Annotated in this window: 15 protein-coding genes; 6 read left to right on the top strand and 9 right to left on the bottom strand. The window is 76.0% G+C overall.

What is annotated here, in order from left to right; genetic code table 11:
• The first annotated feature begins 3 nt into the window (after positions 1-3).
• Both SGLAU_RS36690 and SGLAU_RS12215 read left to right on the top strand, forming a co-directional pair.
• Positions 4-126, top strand: coding sequence for a hypothetical protein (locus SGLAU_RS36690; RefSeq protein ID WP_279628000.1), 123 nt, complete (start codon positions 4-6; stop codon positions 124-126).
• A gap of 233 nt (positions 127-359) precedes the next feature.
• The gene (locus SGLAU_RS12215; protein ID WP_244315202.1) at positions 360-1538 is read left to right on the top strand and encodes a chaplin; all 1179 of its coding nucleotides are present in this window, start codon (positions 360-362) and stop codon (positions 1536-1538) included.
• A 78-nt stretch (positions 1539-1616) separates the two neighbouring features.
• On the opposite strand, the gene SGLAU_RS12210 is transcribed toward SGLAU_RS12215, so the two are convergent.
• A complete protein-coding gene (locus SGLAU_RS12210; RefSeq protein WP_043500967.1) occupies positions 1617-2900 on the bottom strand; it encodes a hypothetical protein in 1284 nt (427 codons plus the stop codon).
• 205 nt (positions 2901-3105) lie between these two features.
• Between SGLAU_RS12210 and SGLAU_RS12205 the strand changes: the two genes are divergently transcribed.
• Positions 3106-4611: a glycoside hydrolase family 26 protein gene (locus SGLAU_RS12205; protein ID WP_208868908.1), complete on the top strand. Its 1506-nt coding sequence runs from the start codon at positions 3106-3108 to the stop codon at positions 4609-4611.
• Positions 4612-4645: 34 nt separating this feature from the next.
• On the opposite strand, the gene SGLAU_RS12200 is transcribed toward SGLAU_RS12205, so the two are convergent.
• The 8 genes from SGLAU_RS12200 to SGLAU_RS12160 all read right to left on the bottom strand — a co-directional run bounded on the left by SGLAU_RS12200 (position 4646) and on the right by SGLAU_RS12160 (position 15152).
• Positions 4646-5788 carry a GNAT family N-acetyltransferase gene (locus SGLAU_RS12200; RefSeq protein ID WP_052413725.1) on the bottom strand — a complete coding sequence of 381 codons (1143 nt, stop codon included), beginning with the start codon at positions 5786-5788 and terminating at the stop codon, positions 4646-4648.
• Positions 5785-6474, bottom strand: a complete 690-nt coding sequence (locus SGLAU_RS12195) for a lipopolysaccharide biosynthesis protein (RefSeq protein WP_244315201.1) — start codon at positions 6472-6474, stop codon at positions 5785-5787. Before SGLAU_RS12195 ends, SGLAU_RS12200 begins: the two co-directional genes overlap by 4 nt.
• Positions 6471-7622 carry a glycosyltransferase gene (locus SGLAU_RS12190; RefSeq protein ID WP_043500966.1) on the bottom strand — a complete coding sequence of 384 codons (1152 nt, stop codon included), beginning with the start codon at positions 7620-7622 and terminating at the stop codon, positions 6471-6473. The genes SGLAU_RS12195 and SGLAU_RS12190 overlap by 4 nt, the downstream gene beginning before the upstream one ends.
• Positions 7619-8392, bottom strand: coding sequence for a polysaccharide deacetylase family protein (locus SGLAU_RS12185; protein ID WP_043500964.1), 774 nt, complete (start codon positions 8390-8392; stop codon positions 7619-7621). The genes SGLAU_RS12190 and SGLAU_RS12185 overlap by 4 nt, the downstream gene beginning before the upstream one ends.
• Positions 8376-9899: a murein biosynthesis integral membrane protein MurJ gene (gene murJ / locus SGLAU_RS33560; RefSeq protein ID WP_412556227.1), complete on the bottom strand. Its 1524-nt coding sequence runs from the start codon at positions 9897-9899 to the stop codon at positions 8376-8378. The genes SGLAU_RS12185 and murJ overlap by 17 nt, the downstream gene beginning before the upstream one ends.
• Before the next feature lie 1007 nt (positions 9900-10906).
• The gene (locus SGLAU_RS12170) at positions 10907-12304 is read right to left on the bottom strand and encodes an O-antigen ligase family protein (RefSeq protein WP_052413723.1); all 1398 of its coding nucleotides are present in this window, start codon (positions 12302-12304) and stop codon (positions 10907-10909) included.
• Between the two features lie 5 nt (positions 12305-12309).
• Positions 12310-13716 carry an exopolysaccharide biosynthesis polyprenyl glycosylphosphotransferase gene (locus SGLAU_RS12165; RefSeq protein WP_244315200.1) on the bottom strand — a complete coding sequence of 469 codons (1407 nt, stop codon included), beginning with the start codon at positions 13714-13716 and terminating at the stop codon, positions 12310-12312.
• Positions 13717-13742: 26 nt separating this feature from the next.
• On the bottom strand, positions 13743-15152 hold the full coding sequence (locus SGLAU_RS12160) for a glycosyltransferase (protein WP_043500960.1): 1410 nt from the start codon (positions 15150-15152) through the stop codon (positions 13743-13745).
• A 432-nt stretch (positions 15153-15584) separates the two neighbouring features.
• On the opposite strand from SGLAU_RS12160, the gene SGLAU_RS12155 reads away from it, so the two are divergent.
• The 3 genes from SGLAU_RS12155 to SGLAU_RS12145 all read left to right on the top strand — a co-directional run bounded on the left by SGLAU_RS12155 (position 15585) and on the right by SGLAU_RS12145 (position 17288).
• Positions 15585-15824, top strand: coding sequence for a chaplin (locus tag SGLAU_RS12155; protein ID WP_043500959.1), 240 nt, complete (start codon positions 15585-15587; stop codon positions 15822-15824).
• Positions 15825-16071: 247 nt separating this feature from the next.
• The gene (locus SGLAU_RS12150; protein WP_052413722.1) at positions 16072-16839 is read left to right on the top strand and encodes a hypothetical protein; all 768 of its coding nucleotides are present in this window, start codon (positions 16072-16074) and stop codon (positions 16837-16839) included.
• A 164-nt stretch (positions 16840-17003) separates the two neighbouring features.
• Positions 17004-17288, top strand: a complete 285-nt coding sequence (locus tag SGLAU_RS12145) for a hypothetical protein (RefSeq protein WP_043500958.1) — start codon at positions 17004-17006, stop codon at positions 17286-17288.
• The last annotated feature ends 97 nt before the right edge of the window (positions 17289-17385 follow it).

The following is a 17385-nucleotide window of genomic DNA, read 5'->3' as shown; positions in this document are numbered from 1 at the left end:
GCGGTGCCCGCGCTCACGGTGGGCGCGGGCCCGCTGCTCACCGCGTGTGGCGCCGGGGAGGGCGACAGCGACGGGTCGGACGGCGTCCACCGCGGGCCGCGCCGCTCCTCGCGGCCGGAGAGCTGACAGGCTGTCAGTGGCGCGCCGGTGAGACGCCGTACTCCGGTGCTGCGGCGTGGTTCTGACGGCCATTCGGCCAATACGTTCGGGTGATTACCTGATGAACTGAGTTCCCTGGTCCCTTCGGATGTCTATCTCTCGTTCTGCAGCTGCCGGTCATGGTGCTCGCTCGGTCTCGGCGGCCCATTTCCTTCCCAAGGCCGGCGTTTCCCACTTCGCCAAGCAGGAAGACAACGAGATTGCGACAGATCCTGAGCAAGGGAGTGGTCGCGGCCGCCGCCGCGACCGGCATTCTGTCCTTGTGCGGCAGTTCCGCCCTCGCCGACACGGTGGCGGGCGGAGGCGGCAAGGACTCGCCCGGTGTGGTCGCGGGCAAGGAGGCCCAGGCCCCGGCGGCCGTTCCGGACAACGCGTGCGGCAACGACACCTGCGCCGGCGCCTCGGACACCGGCGGCGGTGACGCGCACACGGAGCACGGCGGGTCGTACGCCGATGCCGGTCCCGGCACGTCGTCCGGCGGTTCGCACGGCGACGTCGACAGCGGTGACGCGTCCGCCCACAGCGGCGTCGTGACGCTTCCCGCCCCCCTCCCGTCCGGCGACGCGGCCGAGGGTTCGTCAGGCGCCGGTCCGGACTCCGAGGAGGCGACCCCGGCCGACATCCTGGTGGACGACTCGGACGGCGGCTACGGGGAGGCCCCGCCGGAGTACGGGGAGGAGACGTCCTCGGACGACGAGGAGGCCGCCCCGGGCTACGGGGACGAGGCATCCTCCCCCGGGTACGGCGAGGAGACGCCCGCTTACGGCGAGGAGGAGTCCTCGGGGTACGGCGAGGAGGAGTCCTCCGGGTACGGCGAGGAGGAGTCCTCGGGGTACGGCAAGGGCGAGTCCTCGGAGTACGGGGAGGAAGAGTCCTCGGAGCATGGCAAGGACGAGTCCTCGGAGTACGGCGAGGACACCTCGGCGGGGCACGGCGAGGAGGCGCCCTCGGATGAGGGCAAGGAGACCCCGGAGGGCTACGGGAACGCGCCGTCCGGATACGGCGAGGAGCCCTCGGGCTACGGTGAGGCGCCTCCGGAGTACGGCGAGACGCCCCCCGGGTACGGCGAGACGCCCCCTGGGTACGGCGAGACGCCCCCGCCCTCCCACACGCCCCCGCCCACGCACACGCCCCCGCCCACCCACACTCCGCCCCCGACTCACACACCGCCTCCCACGCACACACCTCCCCCCTCGCACACCCCGCCCCCCACGCACACGCCTCCGCCGGCCCACACCCCGCCGCCCAGCCTGCCCGAGACCGGCAGCCGTGGTGTGGCGCTCGTGGCCGCCTCGGGTGCCAGTGCCGTGCTGATCGCGGGCGGGGCCCTGCTGTACCGCCGGAGCCGGAGCGGCTCCGGCTCCGGCTCGCACCAATAACCGGCAGCGGTCGGATCACTCACCCTGGCGCCCTTGGTGACGGAGGCTCACCGTCACCAGGGGCGCCTTCGTTCCGGCTCAGCGGCTGCCCGCCTTCTCGTCGCCTGGCCGGCCCGGTGCGGCCGGTGCGGTCGATGTGTCCGCGTGGCGCGCCGGCGGGACGTGCGGGCGGGCGGCGACCGGCGCGGTGGGCCGCAGCCGCCCGCGCAGCCGACGCGAGACATGGGCGCTCCACAGGCTCCACATGGCCAGCCCAGGGGCGAGGTCGTCGTGGGCGTGCCAGGCCAGTTCCCGGCCGGCGGGGGCCGGGCGCAGGGCGGCGAGCGGGGCGTAGTTCTCCACCACGAACGTCCGGCCGGGCCGCGGTCGCCCGCCCGGCAGGGGGCGCCGGGTCAGATCCAGGTGCAGCGCGCGGACGACGTCCAGGCCCGCGGTGTCGGTGAAGAGCCGGAACTGGGCACCGGGGCGGGGGTTGAAGTCGAGCAGGTGGTGGCGCCCGGTCGTGGCGCAGCGGCGGAAGTCCAGGTCGAGGATGCCCCGGTAGCCCAGCTCGGCGACCAGGCGGGTGGCCAGCCGCCACAGCGGTGGCCGGTCCGCCCACGCCCCGACCGCGGTCAGGCCCGCGCCGCGCGGCCAGGAGTGCAGCTTGCGGCCGGTGCCGCCGGCCACGAGGGTGCCGGAGCGGTCGGCGTAGCCGTGCACGAACCAGTCACGGTCCTCTCCGGGCGGCAGGAACTCCTGGAGCAGCAGCGGACTGCCGGCCTCCGGGGTGCGCGCGTACAGCTCCCGGGCCTCCTGGGCGGAGCGCACGAGGACCGTGCTGCGCAGTCCGGAGCCGGCCGGCAGCAGCCAGGGGCGGCTCCACTTGGCCACCACGGGCAGTCCGAGGCGCCAGGCGGCGGACGCGGCCCCGGCGGGGCTGTCCGGGGCGACGGTCACCGGATGCGGTACGTCCAGGGCCGCGCACACCGCGGCCAGCTCCGTCTTGTCGGCGACGTGCTCGGGCAGCACCTCGGAGGGCTCGGGCAGCAGAAAGCCGGGTGCCAGCCCGGCACGCAGCCGGCCCACGGCGACGGCGCTCGCGTCGTCCATCGGGACCAGCACGGCGGGGCCGGGGAGGGTCGCGGCCACCCGGTGCAGGACGGCGGCGATCTCGTCGGGGCCGGCGTCCGCGGCGGGCGGCGCGTGCAGTCGCCGTACGAAACGGGACCGGCCGACGGGGCTGCCCGCGCAGTCGGCGACCACGTGCACCTCCACCCCGGTCCGGCCGAGCGAGCGCACGGCTCCCAGGGTCCCGTGGTGGAAGGGGTTCCGGTCGGTCCGCAGCAGAACGGCGGGGACCCGGGTGTCGAACAGCGGCACGGTGGTTCTTTCCATTCGATCGGTGTGCGCGCGCCGCGAAGCGCACGGCACAGGATTTCTCACCCGCGTGGTCGAGCGGGGCACTCGAAAGCCGCAATCGCGCTGGCGGTGCGCCGGTCCGTGTGACTGAGTGTCAGTGGATCTCCACGGCACAGCACGAGAAGAGCGTTCGAAGAACAGCGCGAGCGTGGCGGAAGGAGCAGTCATGACCCCACAGCAGCGACGGGGCCGGTCCCGGCGGCTGGCATGCGTCGCGGCGACGGTCGCCGCGACGGCCGCCCTGGCCGCGGGTCCGGGGTTCGCCGCCGGACTGGGGGTGGTGGTGGCCGCCGATCCGCCGCCGGTGCCCCCGGCCGCGCCGCGACCCGGGGCGGCAGGACCGCACGCCGTCCCGGCGCCACCACCGGAACAGGCGGTACCGGCGGCCCCCGCGGGCCCGACGGTCCCAGGGATCCCGCCGGCCCTCCCATCTCCGTCCGTCGCGGCGGTCCCGTATGCGCACCCGGTCCCGTCCGTCACCGTCAGTCCCTCGGTCCCGCAGGTTTCGCAGGTCCCGTCGGTCCCCTCGGTCCTGCCGGCCCCGGTGGTCCCGTTGCTCCCGGCGGCCTCGTCGGCCGCCCCGGCGGTCCCGCTCGTCCCGGCGCCCGCCAGGGACGCTCCCGCCTTCGGCGCCTACCTGGACTACGGCCCGCGCGGCGTGCACCGCATCGCCGAGTTCAGCCGGTGGCTCGGCGGCGCCGACCTGCGCGTCGGCCACACCTATCTGCCGGGCGACCGCTGGGACAACATCGAGGGCCGCCCCGGCTTCCTCACCGTGTGGGCGGACTGGCGCAACCGCCGCGCCGACCGGATGCTCGTCCTCAACGTGCCCATGCTGGAGCGCAACGAGGACGACGTCCCCGACACCGAGGTGCGCGGGCTGCTGCGGCAGGGGGCCGCCGGGCGGTTCGACCACCACTTCCGCGCCCTGGCCGAGCGGCTGGTCGCCCTGCGCGTGCCGGACACGGTGCTGGTGCTCGGCTGGGAGATGAACGGCGACACCTACACCCATCGCTGCGGCCCGGACCCGGAGTCCTGGAAGACGTACTGGAACAGGATCGTCACCACCATGCGTTCGGTGCCGGGCCAGAGGTTCCGGTTCGACTTCACGCCGAGCCGCGGAAAGGACGCCGTCGCCTGGACGGAGTGCTATCCCGGCGACGACGTGGTCGACATCATCGGCATGGATTCCTACGACCAGCCGGCCGGAATGTCGTTCGACGAACAGGTGAGTGAGCCGTACGGGCTGCACCACCACGTGGAATTCGCCCGGGAGCACGGCAAGGCCATCTCCTATCCCGAATGGGGCCTCTTCCGCAACGGTGACAACGCCGAGTACATGCGGCGCATGCTCGCCTGGATGGAAGAGCACGAACCGCTCTACAACACGCTGACCGACTACTGCCCGCACGGCGTGTGGCAGTGCGACGAGAACCCCGAGGCCGCCGAGGTGTACCGCAGCGTGCTGTCCGGCCGCCCCGGCGATCCGGCCGCCCCGCAGGCGAGCCCGTCCGCCGGCCCGCCGACCGACGCGCCCGCGGACCCGCCCGGCAGCGAGCCCGCCCCGGAGGCGTCCGCCGACTGCACACCGCTGGACCTGGGCGACTGGGTCGAGCACTGGCTCGGCGGGGAGCTGTGCGTACGCGCCGACTGGTGGACGCGGTTCGACTGACCCGGAGCTCAGCCGACGGCGGCGGCAGCCACGCTCAGGACCTGCCGCCACCGTCACGCTCCCGCCGCCGGACCAGTTCCCGGCCCAGGCCCCGCAGTCCGGCCCGGCCCAGTGCCGCCGCCAGCAGCGGGGCCGTGCGCCGCCGCGCCAGCAGCAGCCGCCGGTTCACCACCACGTCCGGACGCCAGTGGTGTTTGTACGGCTCATCGCCGCGCAGCAGGCTCAGCGTGCCGCGCCCGGCCAAGTGCCCGCAGGCAGCGTCCAGCAGCATGACCGCCACGTCCGCCTTCCGCTCCCGCAGCCCCGGGTGGGCGCCGTACAGGTAGCCGCCGGCGAGGCACGGCGACAGCAGCGTCAAATCCACGGCGACCACCACGCCGTCCAGCAGGAACTCGGTGACCACCGCGTCTCCCGACGCCACCATCGGCCTTGCCGCCCGCACCAGGTGGTCGCGGAACCGGGGACGCAGATGCTCCGGCGTCACCTTCCGCCCCTGCCACTGGAGCCGGTGCAACTCCAGCAGCCGGTCCACGCTCCGTTCCACCTCGGCCGGGGCGACGGCACGCCGTTCGACGCCGAGCGCCGCCAGCCTGCGCAGCTTGGCCCGAACCCGCTGCTGGGCCTTGGCCGACGGCAGCCGGGCGACCAGGTCGGTCATGGGCAGCGGGGGCAGCTCCAGGCAGAGCGAGTCGTCGAGGCGGCGGCGCGGCCCGCGCCACCGCTCGAAGACCCGTTCCGCGGCGCCGCCGGGCCGCACCTCGCGCAGGTCGAGCAGCGCGCCGCGGGCCTCCCGGGCGAGGGCGCCGGTGAGCGCGTCCACCGCCCGCCGGCCGAGGGTGTCGTCCAGCAGGACGTCGGCGTAGTCGGAGACCGCCCCGCCGAGCGGTACCAGCGCGGGCAGCGGGCCGCCCGTGCGCATCAGCGGGGCCGCCGCGACCAGGTCGCCACCGGACCGCACCAGCACCACCCGCAGCCGCCCCCGCCTGCCGTACGACCGCCACCACGCATGCAGCCAGGCATGGGTCTGGAACGGCGTCGCCGTACCGCACCGCCGGTACAGCCGGGTCCAGGCGGGGCCCAGCGCGGCGAAGGCGGCCTCGTCGGTGACCACCTCCGCCGTGCAGCCGGGTGCCGGTCCGGCGGCGGGCGCGGCGAGCGCGGTGTCCGCCGCGTTCACCGCGCACCGCGGGTGTCACCGGCGAGGGCAGGGCTCGGCAGCGAGGCGGGACGGCCCGGGTCGTCCGGGCCGCGCCGGGGCCGCACCAGCAGCGCCAGTCCGCCCAGCAGCCCGCCCGCGCTCGCGCCGACCAGCCCGGTCACGACCGGGGAGGCCGAGGACGGTGCGGCGGGTTCCGTGGCGCGGGCGAACTGCTCCAGCTCGACATGGGTGGCCTCGGCGGTGTCGCCCGCGTGCCGGGTGAGCGCGCGGGCCACCGCGTTGGCCATGTCGGCGGCGAGGTCCGGGCGGGCGGAGGTGGCGGTGACGGCGACCATCGGAACGTCCGGGGAGGTCGCCGTCCGCACGCTCGACCGGAGCGTCGACACCGGGACGCCCGCCCACACCTGCGCGTCGCCGAGCACGGCGAGCTGGGTGGCGGCCCGGCCGTAGGCCTGGGCGAAGCCGAGCGCGGTGGCCGGGTCGGACCGCTCGGTGGGCACGGCGACGACATAGCTGGTGGCCGTGTACACGGGTGTTCTGACCATCCCGTACCCGCCGCCCAGCAGCCCGCCGGCCAGCACGCCGGCGGCGAGCAGCGACCAGGGTGGCAGGGCCCGGGCGCGGGACAGGGCCGACGGCCCGCGGCGCGGTGCGGGCGCGCGGTGCGATCCGGGGGAGTGGTCCCCGGTGGGGTGCTCGGTCATGAGGCGGTGACTTCCTGCGGAGACGGGGACGGGGAGGGGGTGGCGATGCGCGCGTACACGTCCATCAGCCGGGCGGCGCTGCGCGCGATGCCGTAGTGGTGGGCCGCCTCGGGGGCGGCGCGCGGTGCCGGGCCGGCCGCGCGGGCCTCGGCGAGGGCCCGCGCGAAGGCGTCCGCGCCGCCGGTGACGCGGCGGGCCGCCGGGGCGCTGTGCGGGGGCAGGTCCTCGATGGCGGGGCAGGAGGCGTAACGCACCGGCAGCCCGGCCGCCAGGGCCTCCACGACCGCCAGGCCGAACGACTCCTCGGGGGACGGCGAGGCCAGCACGTCCATCGCGAAGAGAAGCGAGGGCAGGCCGGGACCGGGGGAGCCGTCGGGGACGCCGGGGCGCTCACCGGTGAACAGCACCCGGTCGGCGACGCCCGCCTCGTGGGCGGTGCGGCGCAGCACGTTCTCCTCGGGGCCGCCGCCGACCAGCAGCAGCCAGTGGTCGCCGGGCAGCCGGGCGAGGGCGTGCACGAGGACGTCGAAGCGTTTGCCGGCGGTGAGCCGCCCGACGCCGCCGATGACGTACGCATCCTCCGGCAGACCCAGCCGCTGCCGGGTGCGGTGCCGGCGGAGCGGGTCGAAGCGGAAGTGGGCCAGGTCGATGCCGTTGGGCACCACCTCGATGCGCGGGGCGGGCACCCCCCACCGGCGGAGGCGGCCGGCGACCGTGGGGGAGACGGCGACGGTGGCCCGGCCGAGGCGTTCGCAGGCGAGGTAGAGCGCGCGCACCCCCGCGCCGAGCGGGCGGCCCTCCATCTGGGAGTCGCCGAGGGAGTGTTCGGTGGCGACGATCGCCCGTACGCCCGCGAGCCGGGCGGCGAGCCGGCCGTAGACGCAGGCCCGGTACAGATGGGTGTGGACGAGGTCGTAGCCGCCGTCGCGGATGACCCGGACCAGCCGGGGCAGTGCGGTCAGGTCGCGGTTGCCGGTCATGCCGAGGTGGACGACGCGGACGCCGTCGGCGGCCAGCCCGTCGGCGACGGCCCCCGGGTTGGTGAGCGTCACCACGTCGCAGTCCACCGGGAGGTGGCGGAGCAGCAGCCGCAGTTGCTGCTCGGCGCCGCCCACGCCGAGGCCGGTGATGATGTGCAGCGCCCTCACCGGGTCACCTCCACCGGCCGGCGGCGCAGCCGGTGCAGCCGGTACTTGAGGTGGAGGCGTACGGCGGTGTCCCGCTGCCCGATGTGCAGCCGGGGCAGGGCGTGCGGGCCGGTGAGCGGGCCGGGGTCGATGGCGCAGGCGTAGCGGTACCCGGCGGCGCGCACGGCGTCCACGGCGCGGCGGTCGACGGTGCCGTACGGGTAGCAGAACCCGGCGACCGGAGCACCGGTCAGCTCCGCGAGCAGTGCTCTGCTCCCGGCGGTCTCGGCCCGCAGCACCGTGTCGTCCGCCCGCGTCAGGTCGACGTGCGTCAGTCCGTGCGAGCCGATCTCGACACCGGCGGCGGCGGCCTCGCGGATGCCGTCCGCCGTCAGCAGCGGCTTGCGCGGGCCCAGCGGGTCCCAGGCGTTGTCGCCGCCCAGCCGGCCCGGCAGCACGAACAGGGTCGCGCCGAAGCCGTGGCGGCGCAGCACGGGCAGGGCGTGCTCGACGAAGTCGGCGTACCCGTCGTCGAAGGTCAGCCCGACCAGCCCGCGGCCCCTCCCGTCGGCGCGGGCCGCCAGCAGCTCGGCGACGGACACACCGCGCAGCCCGCGCCGCCGCAGCCAGCCGAGCTGCCGGTCCAGCCGGGCGGGTGTGACGGTGATGCGGTACGGGTCGTCGGAGCAGTCGTCCACGGAGTGGTACATCGCCACCCACGGGACCGGGGCGGTGGAGGACGCCGCAGCGGCGCGGGTGCCGGGAGCGGCGGAGTCAACGGATGCGGCCATGTGCGAGCCTTCGGGTCACGGAGCGTACGAAACGGAATGCGGGGGCGACGCCCTGCGCGCCCAGGGCCCGGCCGAGCAGGGCGAAGACGACGGTCACGGTCAGCAGTCCGGCGGCGAGCGACAGCCCCGGAGCGGCCGGGCGACTCGCGGCGAACGCCCCCGCGAGCGTCGCCACCAGCGCCGCCCGCAGCGGCCGGCTCAGCTCCCCGAGCACCGGCCTGACCCGGATCGGCACCACCCCGCGCCGGCGGGTGCCGGCCAGCAGCAGGGCGGCGGTCAGCGAGATGCCGGCCGCGTTGGCGGCGGCGATGCCGCAGGTGCCCCAGGGGCCCACCGCCCAGGCGCCGATCCAGGAGGTCGCCACGATCCCCAGCGCCATCGCGACGACCGGGTACCAGGTGGGCCGGCCCGCCCCGAAGTACGAGCGGATCAGCGCGCCCACCAGCGTCTGGCCCAGCAGCCCGAGCGCGTACACCCGCATCACCCGCGCGGTCGCCGCGGTGTCCCCGGCGGTGAACGCGCCCCGCTGGAAGAGCACCTCGACGATCTGCGGCGCGCACGCCACCACCGCGGCCGTGCCCAGCAGCACCACGCTCGCGGCCAGCGCCAGGTCGCGCTCCACCCGCGCGCGGGCCCGCTCCGAGTCGCCGTCGGCCAGCGCCCGCGCGACCACCGGGAAGGTGACCGTGCACAGCATCAGCGACATCGTCATCGGGATCTGCGCCACCTTCTGCGCGTAGTTCAGGTGGGAGATCGCCCCGGCGGACAGATGGGAGGCGAGGTACCGCTCGATGAGCACCTGCGACTGCCGGCACAGCGCGAACAGCAGCACGGTCGCGACCAGCGCGAGCGCCACCGGCCGGGCGCCGTCCCCCGCCTCCCCGCCCGGGGCTGACGCCGACCGCCTGCCCAGCTGCCGCAGCAGCGACGGCACCTGCACGGCGACCATCAGGCAGCCGCCGGCCGCGACGCCGACCGCCGCCGAGCGCACGCCCCAGCGCCCGCCGAGCACGAACATCCCCGTGATGATCGCGGTGTTGTAGGCCACGTAGATCGACGCCGGGGCGAGGAAGCGGCGGTGGGCGCGCAGGGCGGCGCTGCAGTAGCCGGCCAAGCCGAAGCTCAGCACACAGGTCGCGGTGAGGCGGGTGCAGTCGACGGCCAGGGCCGGATCGGGCAGGCCGGGTGCGAGTGCCGCCACGAGGTGCGGCGCGGCGGCCACGACCAGCGCCGCGACGGCGGCCAGGGCCAGCAGCAGCCGGGGCGCGGTCGCGGCGACCAGGGCGCGCACCGGGTCACCGCCGGCGCCCCGCGCCCGCCGGGCCAGGGCCAGGCTGAACGCCGGGACCAGCACGAAGGCCAGCCCGTCCTCGATCAGCAGGGTGGCGGCGAACTCCGGGACCGTCCACGCCACCAGGAAGGCGTCCGTGTCACTGCCGGCGCCGAACAGCCGGGCCAGCGCCTGGTCCCGGGCGAGCCCCAGCACCGACCCGGCGATCGACAGCACCGCGGTGAGGAGGGCCGCCCTGGCGAGGAAGCCGCGGGACTCCTGGACGTCCTGCTTGACGTTCTGAGGGCTTCCGGAGGCTTGAGGGGCCTCGGGCTCGGCGGTTCGGGCGGGGGTGGGGTGGAGGGCGGTGGGGAGGGCGGGGTCGGGGGCGGCGGTACGTGCCGGGGGGACTGCGAGGGGGGCGGGGGCGGCCGGGGTTTCCGGGATTCCCGGAGCATCCGGGGCGGTCGGTGTGGCCGGGGTCGCCGGAGCATGCGGGGTTTCCGGAGCATCCGGGGCGGTCGGTGTGACCGAGGCCGCCGGAGTCTCCGGGGTTTTCGGAGCCTCCGGGGCGGTCGGTGTGACCGGGGTAGCCGGAGCCTGCGGGGTTTCCGGAGCCTCCGGGGCGCTCGATGTGGCCGGGGTAGCCGGAGCCTCCGGGGCTTCCGGGGCGGTCGATGTGGCCTGGGCCTCGACGTCCGGTGACTCCGGGGTCTCCCGGGCCTCCGCGGCAGCCGGGGCACTCGGGGCGGCGGGGGAGTCCGGCGCGTCCGGTGTCCCAGCCGGGCCCGTGGTCTCCGGTGTCCCAGCCGGGCCCGTGGTCTCCGGTGTCCCAGCCGGGCCCGTGGTCTCCGGGGCGTCCGGTGTCCCAGCCGGACCCGCGGTCTCCGGGGCGTCCGGGACCACCACGCTGCTCCTGGCGTCCGGGCTGCCCGGGGAGTTCGAGACCTCCGCGCTCTCCGCGCTCTCTGCGCTCTCCGGGTTCTCAGCGCTCTCCGCGCTCTCCGCGCTCTCCGGGTTCTCCGGGTTCTCCGGATCCTCCGGGGTCTCCGCTGTCTCCGGGGCGACCGGGGCGACCGGGGTACCCGCGGCGATCGGGGCACTCGCGGTGACCGGGGCGCCCGCGGCGCCCACGGCACTCGCGGCGCCCACGGCACCCGCAGCCCCCGCCGGAACCCGCGGTGCCTCCTGCTGACCGGAGTCCTCACGGCCGTCCGGCCGGGGCACCCGGGGCGGTGTCACGGTCATCGCGCGGGCGCCTCCTCCGGGCGGCTCCCGGCCGCCGTGCCCGGGCGGTCCCCGGCCGGCGCGCCCTCCGCGGGGCTCGCGGCCAGCGCCCACCACGCGGCGAGCCCGAAGCAGACGGCGGTCAGCACGGCGGAGGGGCCGCCGATGTCGGCGTACAGGAAGTCGGTGAGCTGCCACACGAGCAGTCCGCAGGCCACCGACGCACAGTCCAGGTCCCGTCCCCGCGACCGCCCGCCGTCCGGTGTCCGCCCCGCGCGCGCCCGCCACAGCCGCCGCACCGCGCACACCAGCAGCGCGCCCCAGCTGCCCACGAGTGCCGACAGGCCGATCACACCCTGTTCGCTGAGCACCAGCAGGTACATGTTGTGCGGGGACAGCAGCGGCTGTTTGCGGTAGGCCGAGCCCGCGCCCTCCGTGTCGCTGCCCGCCGACAGCGCCAGCGAGGCGTGCGTGTCCCGGTATTCGGGGAAGCCCTTCAGCCCGACCCCGGTCAGCGGCCGTTCGTGCCACATCCCGAGAGCCGCCGCCCAGAGGGTGTACCGGTCGGTGACCGACTGGTCGGGCGCGTCCGTGACCTGGGTGATGCTGGCCATCCGCTCCTGGAGCACGGCCGTGCCGACCCCGAACCCGCCGGCCAGCAGCACCCCCGCGGACACCGCCACGGCCCCCACCCGCAGCGCCCGCCGTACCCCGGCCAGCAGCAGTTGCGTCAGGCAGGTCACCGCCGTGGCGATCCAGGCGCCCCGGCTGAAGGACAGGGCGAGCGGCAGCAGCAGGCCGAGCGCGCAGGCGAGGGCGCCGACACGCTGCCGTACGGCACCGGCGCGGCCGAGGGCGAGCCCGACCGCGCACACCAGGCCGAGGGACACCACGGTCGCCATCCCCATGATGTCCTGCGGGCCGAAGGTGCCGACCGCGCGGATCGGGCGGCCCTGGTAGGAGGCGCCGGTGGCGGTCACGTACTGGTGCACACCGACCGCCCCCTGCCACACCGCGAGCGCCACGAACGACCAGGCCAGCAGCCGGAAGTCGCGCCGGTCGCGGATGAGCAGGGCCACGGCGGCCGGGACGAGGACGAACACCTGGAGGTGGCGGCCCAGGCCGGTGAGCCCGGTGCCCGGGGAGGCCGCGCCCGCCGCGGCGAGCGCGAGCCCGACGACCGGCAGGCCGAGCACGACGGCGGCGGTCCGGGTCAGGGGGCGTCGCCGCTGCCACAGCAACCGGACGCCGCAGAAAACCACGACCAGCGCGGACAGCACGTCCGCCGGACCGGCCCCGCCCTCCCCGCCGGGAGCGACGGGCAGCGCGAGCAGCGCGATCACGGCCACCACCGGCAGCACCGGCGACAGCGAGCGCGGGCCGGACAGACGGGCGGGAGGCGGTGCGAGAGTCATCCGGCTCAGCTCCCCGTCGGCCGGAGCAGTGCCGCCGCGGTGCGCAGCAGGATGCACACGTCCTGCCACAGCGACCAGTTGTCGATGTAGGCGTTGTCGAAGCGGGCCCGGTCCTCGATGGAGGTGTCCCCGCGCAACCCGTTGACCTGCGCGAGGCCGGTGATGCCGGCCGGCATCCGGTGACGGGCCGCGTAGCCGGGGTACGTCTGGCTGAACTGGCCGACGAAGTACGGACGTTCCGGGCGCGGCCCGACCAGGCTCATGTCGCCGCGGAAGACGTTCCACAGCTGGAGCAGCTCGTCCAGCGAGGTGCGCCGCAGGAAGCGGCAGAACCACGGCATGTCCCGCTCGTTCGCCACGCTCCACCGCGTCGCCGCCTCGCGCGCGTCGACCGGACGGTGGGTGCGGAACTTCAGCAGGGTGAAGGGGCGCCCGCCCTCGCCGATGCGCTCCTGCCGGAACACCACGCCGGGCCCCTCGCCCAGCCGCAGCACCGCCGCGCACACCAGCAGCAGCGGGCTCGCCACCACCAGCAGCACCCCCGACACCACCACGTCCAGCAGCCGCTTGCCGGCGCTGCCACGCCGCCCGGGCCCCGGCTCCAGGCGCCGGCAGGCGAACCCGGCGAGCCGGTCGGGAGCCGCGTACGACGGCGAGTCCGCGTCGATCTCCCACACCGCGCACCCCGACTCGGCGAGCTCCCGCAGCAACGGCCCGTGCTGGGTGCGTGCCGACGGGTGCACGGCCAGGACGTCCCGTACCGAGTTCTGGATCAGCGCCCGCTGGACCTCCTCGCCGGTGGTCAGCACCGGCAGCCCGTCGACGTCGTCCGGCCGCTCGGCCACGATCCCCACCGGGCGCACCCCGCAGCGCGGATGCCGCAGCACGGCGGCGGCCACCCGCTGCGCGGTCCGGGCGGGGCCGACGACCAGCGCGGCCCGCGGCCGGCGCAGCAGCGCGACGCGCCGTCGCCAGTGCACCACGGCGCGCCCGGCCAGGGCGGCCGCGCAGTGCGTCGCGCAGCCCGCGACGAGGGTGCGGGCGGCCAGCGCGTGGTCCGGGGCGTACGCCGCGACCAGCGCGGCCAGCGCCAGCCAGGCCACCGCGATCCGGCCGCACACGGAGGGCAGTTCGTCCAGGGCGCCCTGCGCCCGGCGCGGCGGCCGGTGCGGGCGCAGCAGCAGCGCGCCGGAGACCAGCAGCGCCATCAGCAGCGGCCGGCGGTGTCCGGCGAGGGCGAGGCAGCCCAGCAGGGCGGCCAGCAGGTCCGCGAGGAGCAGCGGCAGGGGCGCGCCGGGGCGCGCCGGGGGACGCCGGACCGGGAACCGGAAGCCGGGGCCCCGGCGGCGCGCCGGCAGCACCGAGACGGTCCTGAATCCATCGCCCCAGGGCTGGGCCCCGGGGGAGGGCACGGTACTTTCCGCAGTACTTTCCGCACTCACGAGTGGATGGACTCCCTGTACTCGGTGGGCACTTCGCGTGCCCCGGGCCCCCTGCCGAGCAGGTCGCGGTAGAGGTCCGCGACCGCCGCGGCCGTGTGCCGCGCGTCGTGCGCGGACAGGATGTGACGGCGCGCCCGGTGGCCGAGCGACGCGCGCAGCGGCGGGTCGAGCAGCAGCCGGGCGACGGCACCGGCGAGCGCCGCCGGATCGCCCGCGGGCACCAGGCAGTGCGGGCGCAGCGCGGGTGGCAGGCTCTCGCGGGCGCCGTCCACGTCCGTCACCACCACCGGACGGCCGCAGGCCATCGCCTCCAGCGGGGCCAGCGCCATGCCTTCCCAGCGCGACGGCAGGACGACCAGGTCGGCCGCCTGGTACCAGGGGACGACATCGGCGACGGCGCCGACGAGCCGTACGGATGCGGAGGGCTTCAGCCGGTCGCGGTCCGGCCCGTCGCCGACCAGCACCAGCCGGGCGTCCGGCACCCGGGCGCGGACCGCCGGCCAGGCGTCGAGCAGGACGTCCTGCCCCTTCTGCCGGCACAGCCGGCCGACGCAGACGACCAGCGGGACCCGCGGACCGGTGCCCGGCAGCAGCGCGGCGCGCACGGCGCCGGCGTCACGGTCGGGGCGGGTGCCGGAACCGGCGCCTGGGCCGGTGCCGGGGACGGGCCGGCCGCCGGGGCCCGGCCGCCCGGAGGCGCCGTCGAGGGCGTCCGGGCCTGGGGCGGGGGCGGAGGGGCCGTCGCCGGGGCCCGGGTCGCGGTCGTCACCGGTGACGGTGCCCCGGCCGCGGTGGGGGCCGACGGTGCCCGGGGCGCGGTCGGGTGCGGCGATGGTGCCCGGGTCGAGGTCGGGTGCGGCGGGACGGAAGCGGCGGGGGTCGACGCCGTTGGGGATCACCACCCAGCGCCCGTCGATCCCGGCCCGCAGCCCGGTCGCCCGCTCCGCCTCGCTCACGCACACCGTCCGGTGCGCCCACCGGGCCCCGTACCGCTCCCAGCCGAGCGCCAGCGCGGCCGTCACCCCGCCGACCGCCTCGAACGACCAGGCGTGCGGCTGGAACACGGTCGGGATCCGCCCGCGCACCGCCAGCCGTCCGGCGAGCCCCGCCTTGGCACTGTGCGCGTGCACCAGGTCGGGCCGCACCTCGGCGACGATGCGGGCCAGCTGCCGCACCTCACCGGCGAGCGAGGGACCGGGCGCCCGGGTGGCCCGCCACGTCCGTACGTCGGCGCCCGCCGACCGGAGCCGGTCGGCGAGCCCGCTGTCGGGGCAGCCGACGGTCACTCCCATGCCGGCCGCGAGCTGAGCCACCGTCAGCTCGGCGACGACCCGGGCCACTCCGCCGTCGACGGGCTGGGTGAGGTGCAGGACCCGCGGCCAGGGGCCGGGTGGTGAAGGGTGCATGCGCGGTTCCTCGCTCATGGACGGCGCTCGGTACGGGCGGGAACGCGCCTCACTTCCGTGAGCCGGCGGCGAGGGACGGCACGCCGGCCCTGACCGCGTCCGGCTGGGGAACGAGCCGGGAGCCCGGCTGGTCACCACCGTTGCCCAAGGCCTCACCCCCGTCGTCCGGTGTCGGCTTCCGCTCGCCCAGGGAGTTGCGCATGACCGGCTGTGGCCTTTCGTGCGATTGGCTGGCTATACGGGTGCGTCGAGTGATCCGCAACTCTAGTCGCTAACGGTATGAATCCGGTGAAACCAGACAAGTGTGTCGGAATGGTGAAGTGCATCCTTCTGGAGATCACTCCTTCGGAGGCGGAACCCGGGCGGCTCCCACGCGTTGACACAGCGCCGGGCATCCGCCCGGATGTGTGTCAACCCAAGGAGCACCTCTCCATGTCGCGTATCGCGAAGGGCCTGGTTCTGACGTCCGCCGCCGTCGCCGCGGTCTCCGGCGCCGCCGGTGTGGCCGCCGCCGACGCCGGCGCCAAGGGCGTGGCCGCCCACTCCCCGGGCGTCCTGTCCGGCAACGCCGTCCAGGTCCCGATCCACGTGCCGATCAACGTCTGCGGCAACACCGTGAACGTCATCGCCGCGCTGAACCCCGCGTTCGGCAACGTCTGCGTCAACGACTGACGCCGCGGCACCCCTTGACGGTCGGCCGCCCTCCCGGGGGAGGGTGGCCGACCCGTGTGCGTCCGCCCCCGTCCCCCGACCCGAATGGGGGGTGCGGGCGCCCACCTGACCTGCGGTGCGTCACGTACCGCCTCACCAGGGGTGATGCCGACGGGGGCGACGCGCACGGAGAGTGCGTGCCGGTTGCAGCCAGCGATGTCCGCTCGCACGGTGGACGCAACGCCCGACGCAACCGGAAGGAACACTCATGCGCGGTCTGTCCGTTCGGCGCATCGCCTCCTGCGCCCTCTGCGCCACCGTCGTCCTCGGGGTCGCCGGACCCGCCGCGCTGGCGGCCGACCACGACACCGCACGCGTCCGGCCCGCGTCGGGGACGACCCTCCCCGGCGCGGAGGAGCTGCTCGCCCGGACCAGATCGCTCGACGACCTCGGTACCGTACTGAACCCGGTCACCGGCGTCCTCACCACCGTGCTCGACCCGGTCACCGACGTGCTCACCGCCGTGCTCGAAGCCGACGGCGGCCGGCTCTCCGACGCTCAGGCCGACAAGCTCGCCGAAGCCGTGAAGCAGTCCATCGCCGAGGCCCTGGCCGACATCCCGGCCACGCCGGCCCCCGACGTCTCGGCGGCCCCGGCGGTCCCGCCGGCCCCGTCTTCTCCGGCAGTGCCCGCGGCGCCGGCGGCACCCGCCGTGCCCGCCCCGCTGCCGGCGCTGCCCTCGCTCACCGACAGCGCGGACGAGGCAACCGCCGCGGACGTCCTGGACGAGCTGCTGGACGCCCTGCAGCAGACCGTCGACGAGCTGCTCGTGGCCGCCACCTCCGACCAGGACGAGCTGGTGGTCCCGGCCTCCGACGAGGTGCTCGACCAACTGGTCGACGTCCTGACCACCACACTGGTCGGCGCCGACCCGGCCGACTCCGACCTCACCGATCCGTCGGTGCTGTCGACGAGTCCGTCGGCCACGAACGAGTCGACGAATGTGGCGACGGGCGCGTCGGCAGCCACGCCCTGATCTGCCGACTCCCGGAACCGACCGCGTCGTCGGGCCGCCGCACGGGCAGGCCCGACGACGTTCATATGTCTTCCACGTGCGGGGTTTCCCAGCCGCCCCGGGGATCGTTGTGCACGGCGTCCGCACCGCCCCCGGCGACATGAGTCGCCGAGAGAGGAAACACGATGAAATCCCTGAAGGCCGCCGCTGTCGTCGCCGGGTCCATGTTGCTCGCCGGAGCCGCCTCGCCCGCGTTCGCCCAGGACACCGCCGAGATCCCGTCCAGCAGCGTCGACGGTGCCTGGCACACGCTGACCAGTGGCCGTGTCTCGCTCGCGGACGCGATGCCGTTCCAGCACCAGTCGACGGCGCTCGACACCGAGAACAGGAACTCCCTGCTGCACACCGTGAACGACGCCTCCGACACCCTCAACTCCAGGACCAGCCTGCTCGGCGGCATGCCGCTGTAGAAGCGACGGACCGCTCCAGCGACGTCCCGCCCGGCCGATTCCACCCCACCGGGGATCGGCCCCGGTCCCGCTGCCCGACCGTCGCGAGAACACCCTC

The sequence above is a fragment of the Streptomyces glaucescens genome (assembly GCF_000761215.1).
GTDB classification, from domain to species: domain Bacteria; phylum Actinomycetota; class Actinomycetes; order Streptomycetales; family Streptomycetaceae; genus Streptomyces; species Streptomyces glaucescens_B.
Note: the sequence above shows the minus strand (reverse complement) of the source record. Positions and strands in the feature narration are given on the sequence as shown.

Bases quoted from the DNA above. Each gene is read 5' to 3' on its own strand.
- SGLAU_RS12205 (WP_208868908.1), top strand. From the start codon at position 3,106: ATGACCCCACAGCAGCGACGGGGCCGGTCCCGGCGGCTGGCATGCGTC.
- SGLAU_RS12195 (WP_244315201.1), bottom strand. From the start codon at position 6,474: ATGACCGAGCACCCCACCGGGGACCACTCCCCCGGATCGCACCGCGCG.
- SGLAU_RS12185 (WP_043500964.1), bottom strand. From the start codon at position 8,392: ATGGCCGCATCCGTTGACTCCGCCGCTCCCGGCACCCGCGCCGCTGCG.
- SGLAU_RS12170 (WP_052413723.1), bottom strand. From the start codon at position 12,304: ATGACTCTCGCACCGCCTCCCGCCCGTCTGTCCGGCCCGCGCTCGCTG.
- SGLAU_RS12160 (WP_043500960.1), bottom strand. From the start codon at position 15,152: ATGCACCCTTCACCACCCGGCCCCTGGCCGCGGGTCCTGCACCTCACC.
- SGLAU_RS12155 (WP_043500959.1), top strand. From the start codon at position 15,585: ATGTCGCGTATCGCGAAGGGCCTGGTTCTGACGTCCGCCGCCGTCGCC.
- SGLAU_RS12150 (WP_052413722.1), top strand. From the start codon at position 16,072: ATGCGCGGTCTGTCCGTTCGGCGCATCGCCTCCTGCGCCCTCTGCGCC.
- SGLAU_RS12145 (WP_043500958.1), top strand. From the start codon at position 17,004: ATGAAATCCCTGAAGGCCGCCGCTGTCGTCGCCGGGTCCATGTTGCTC.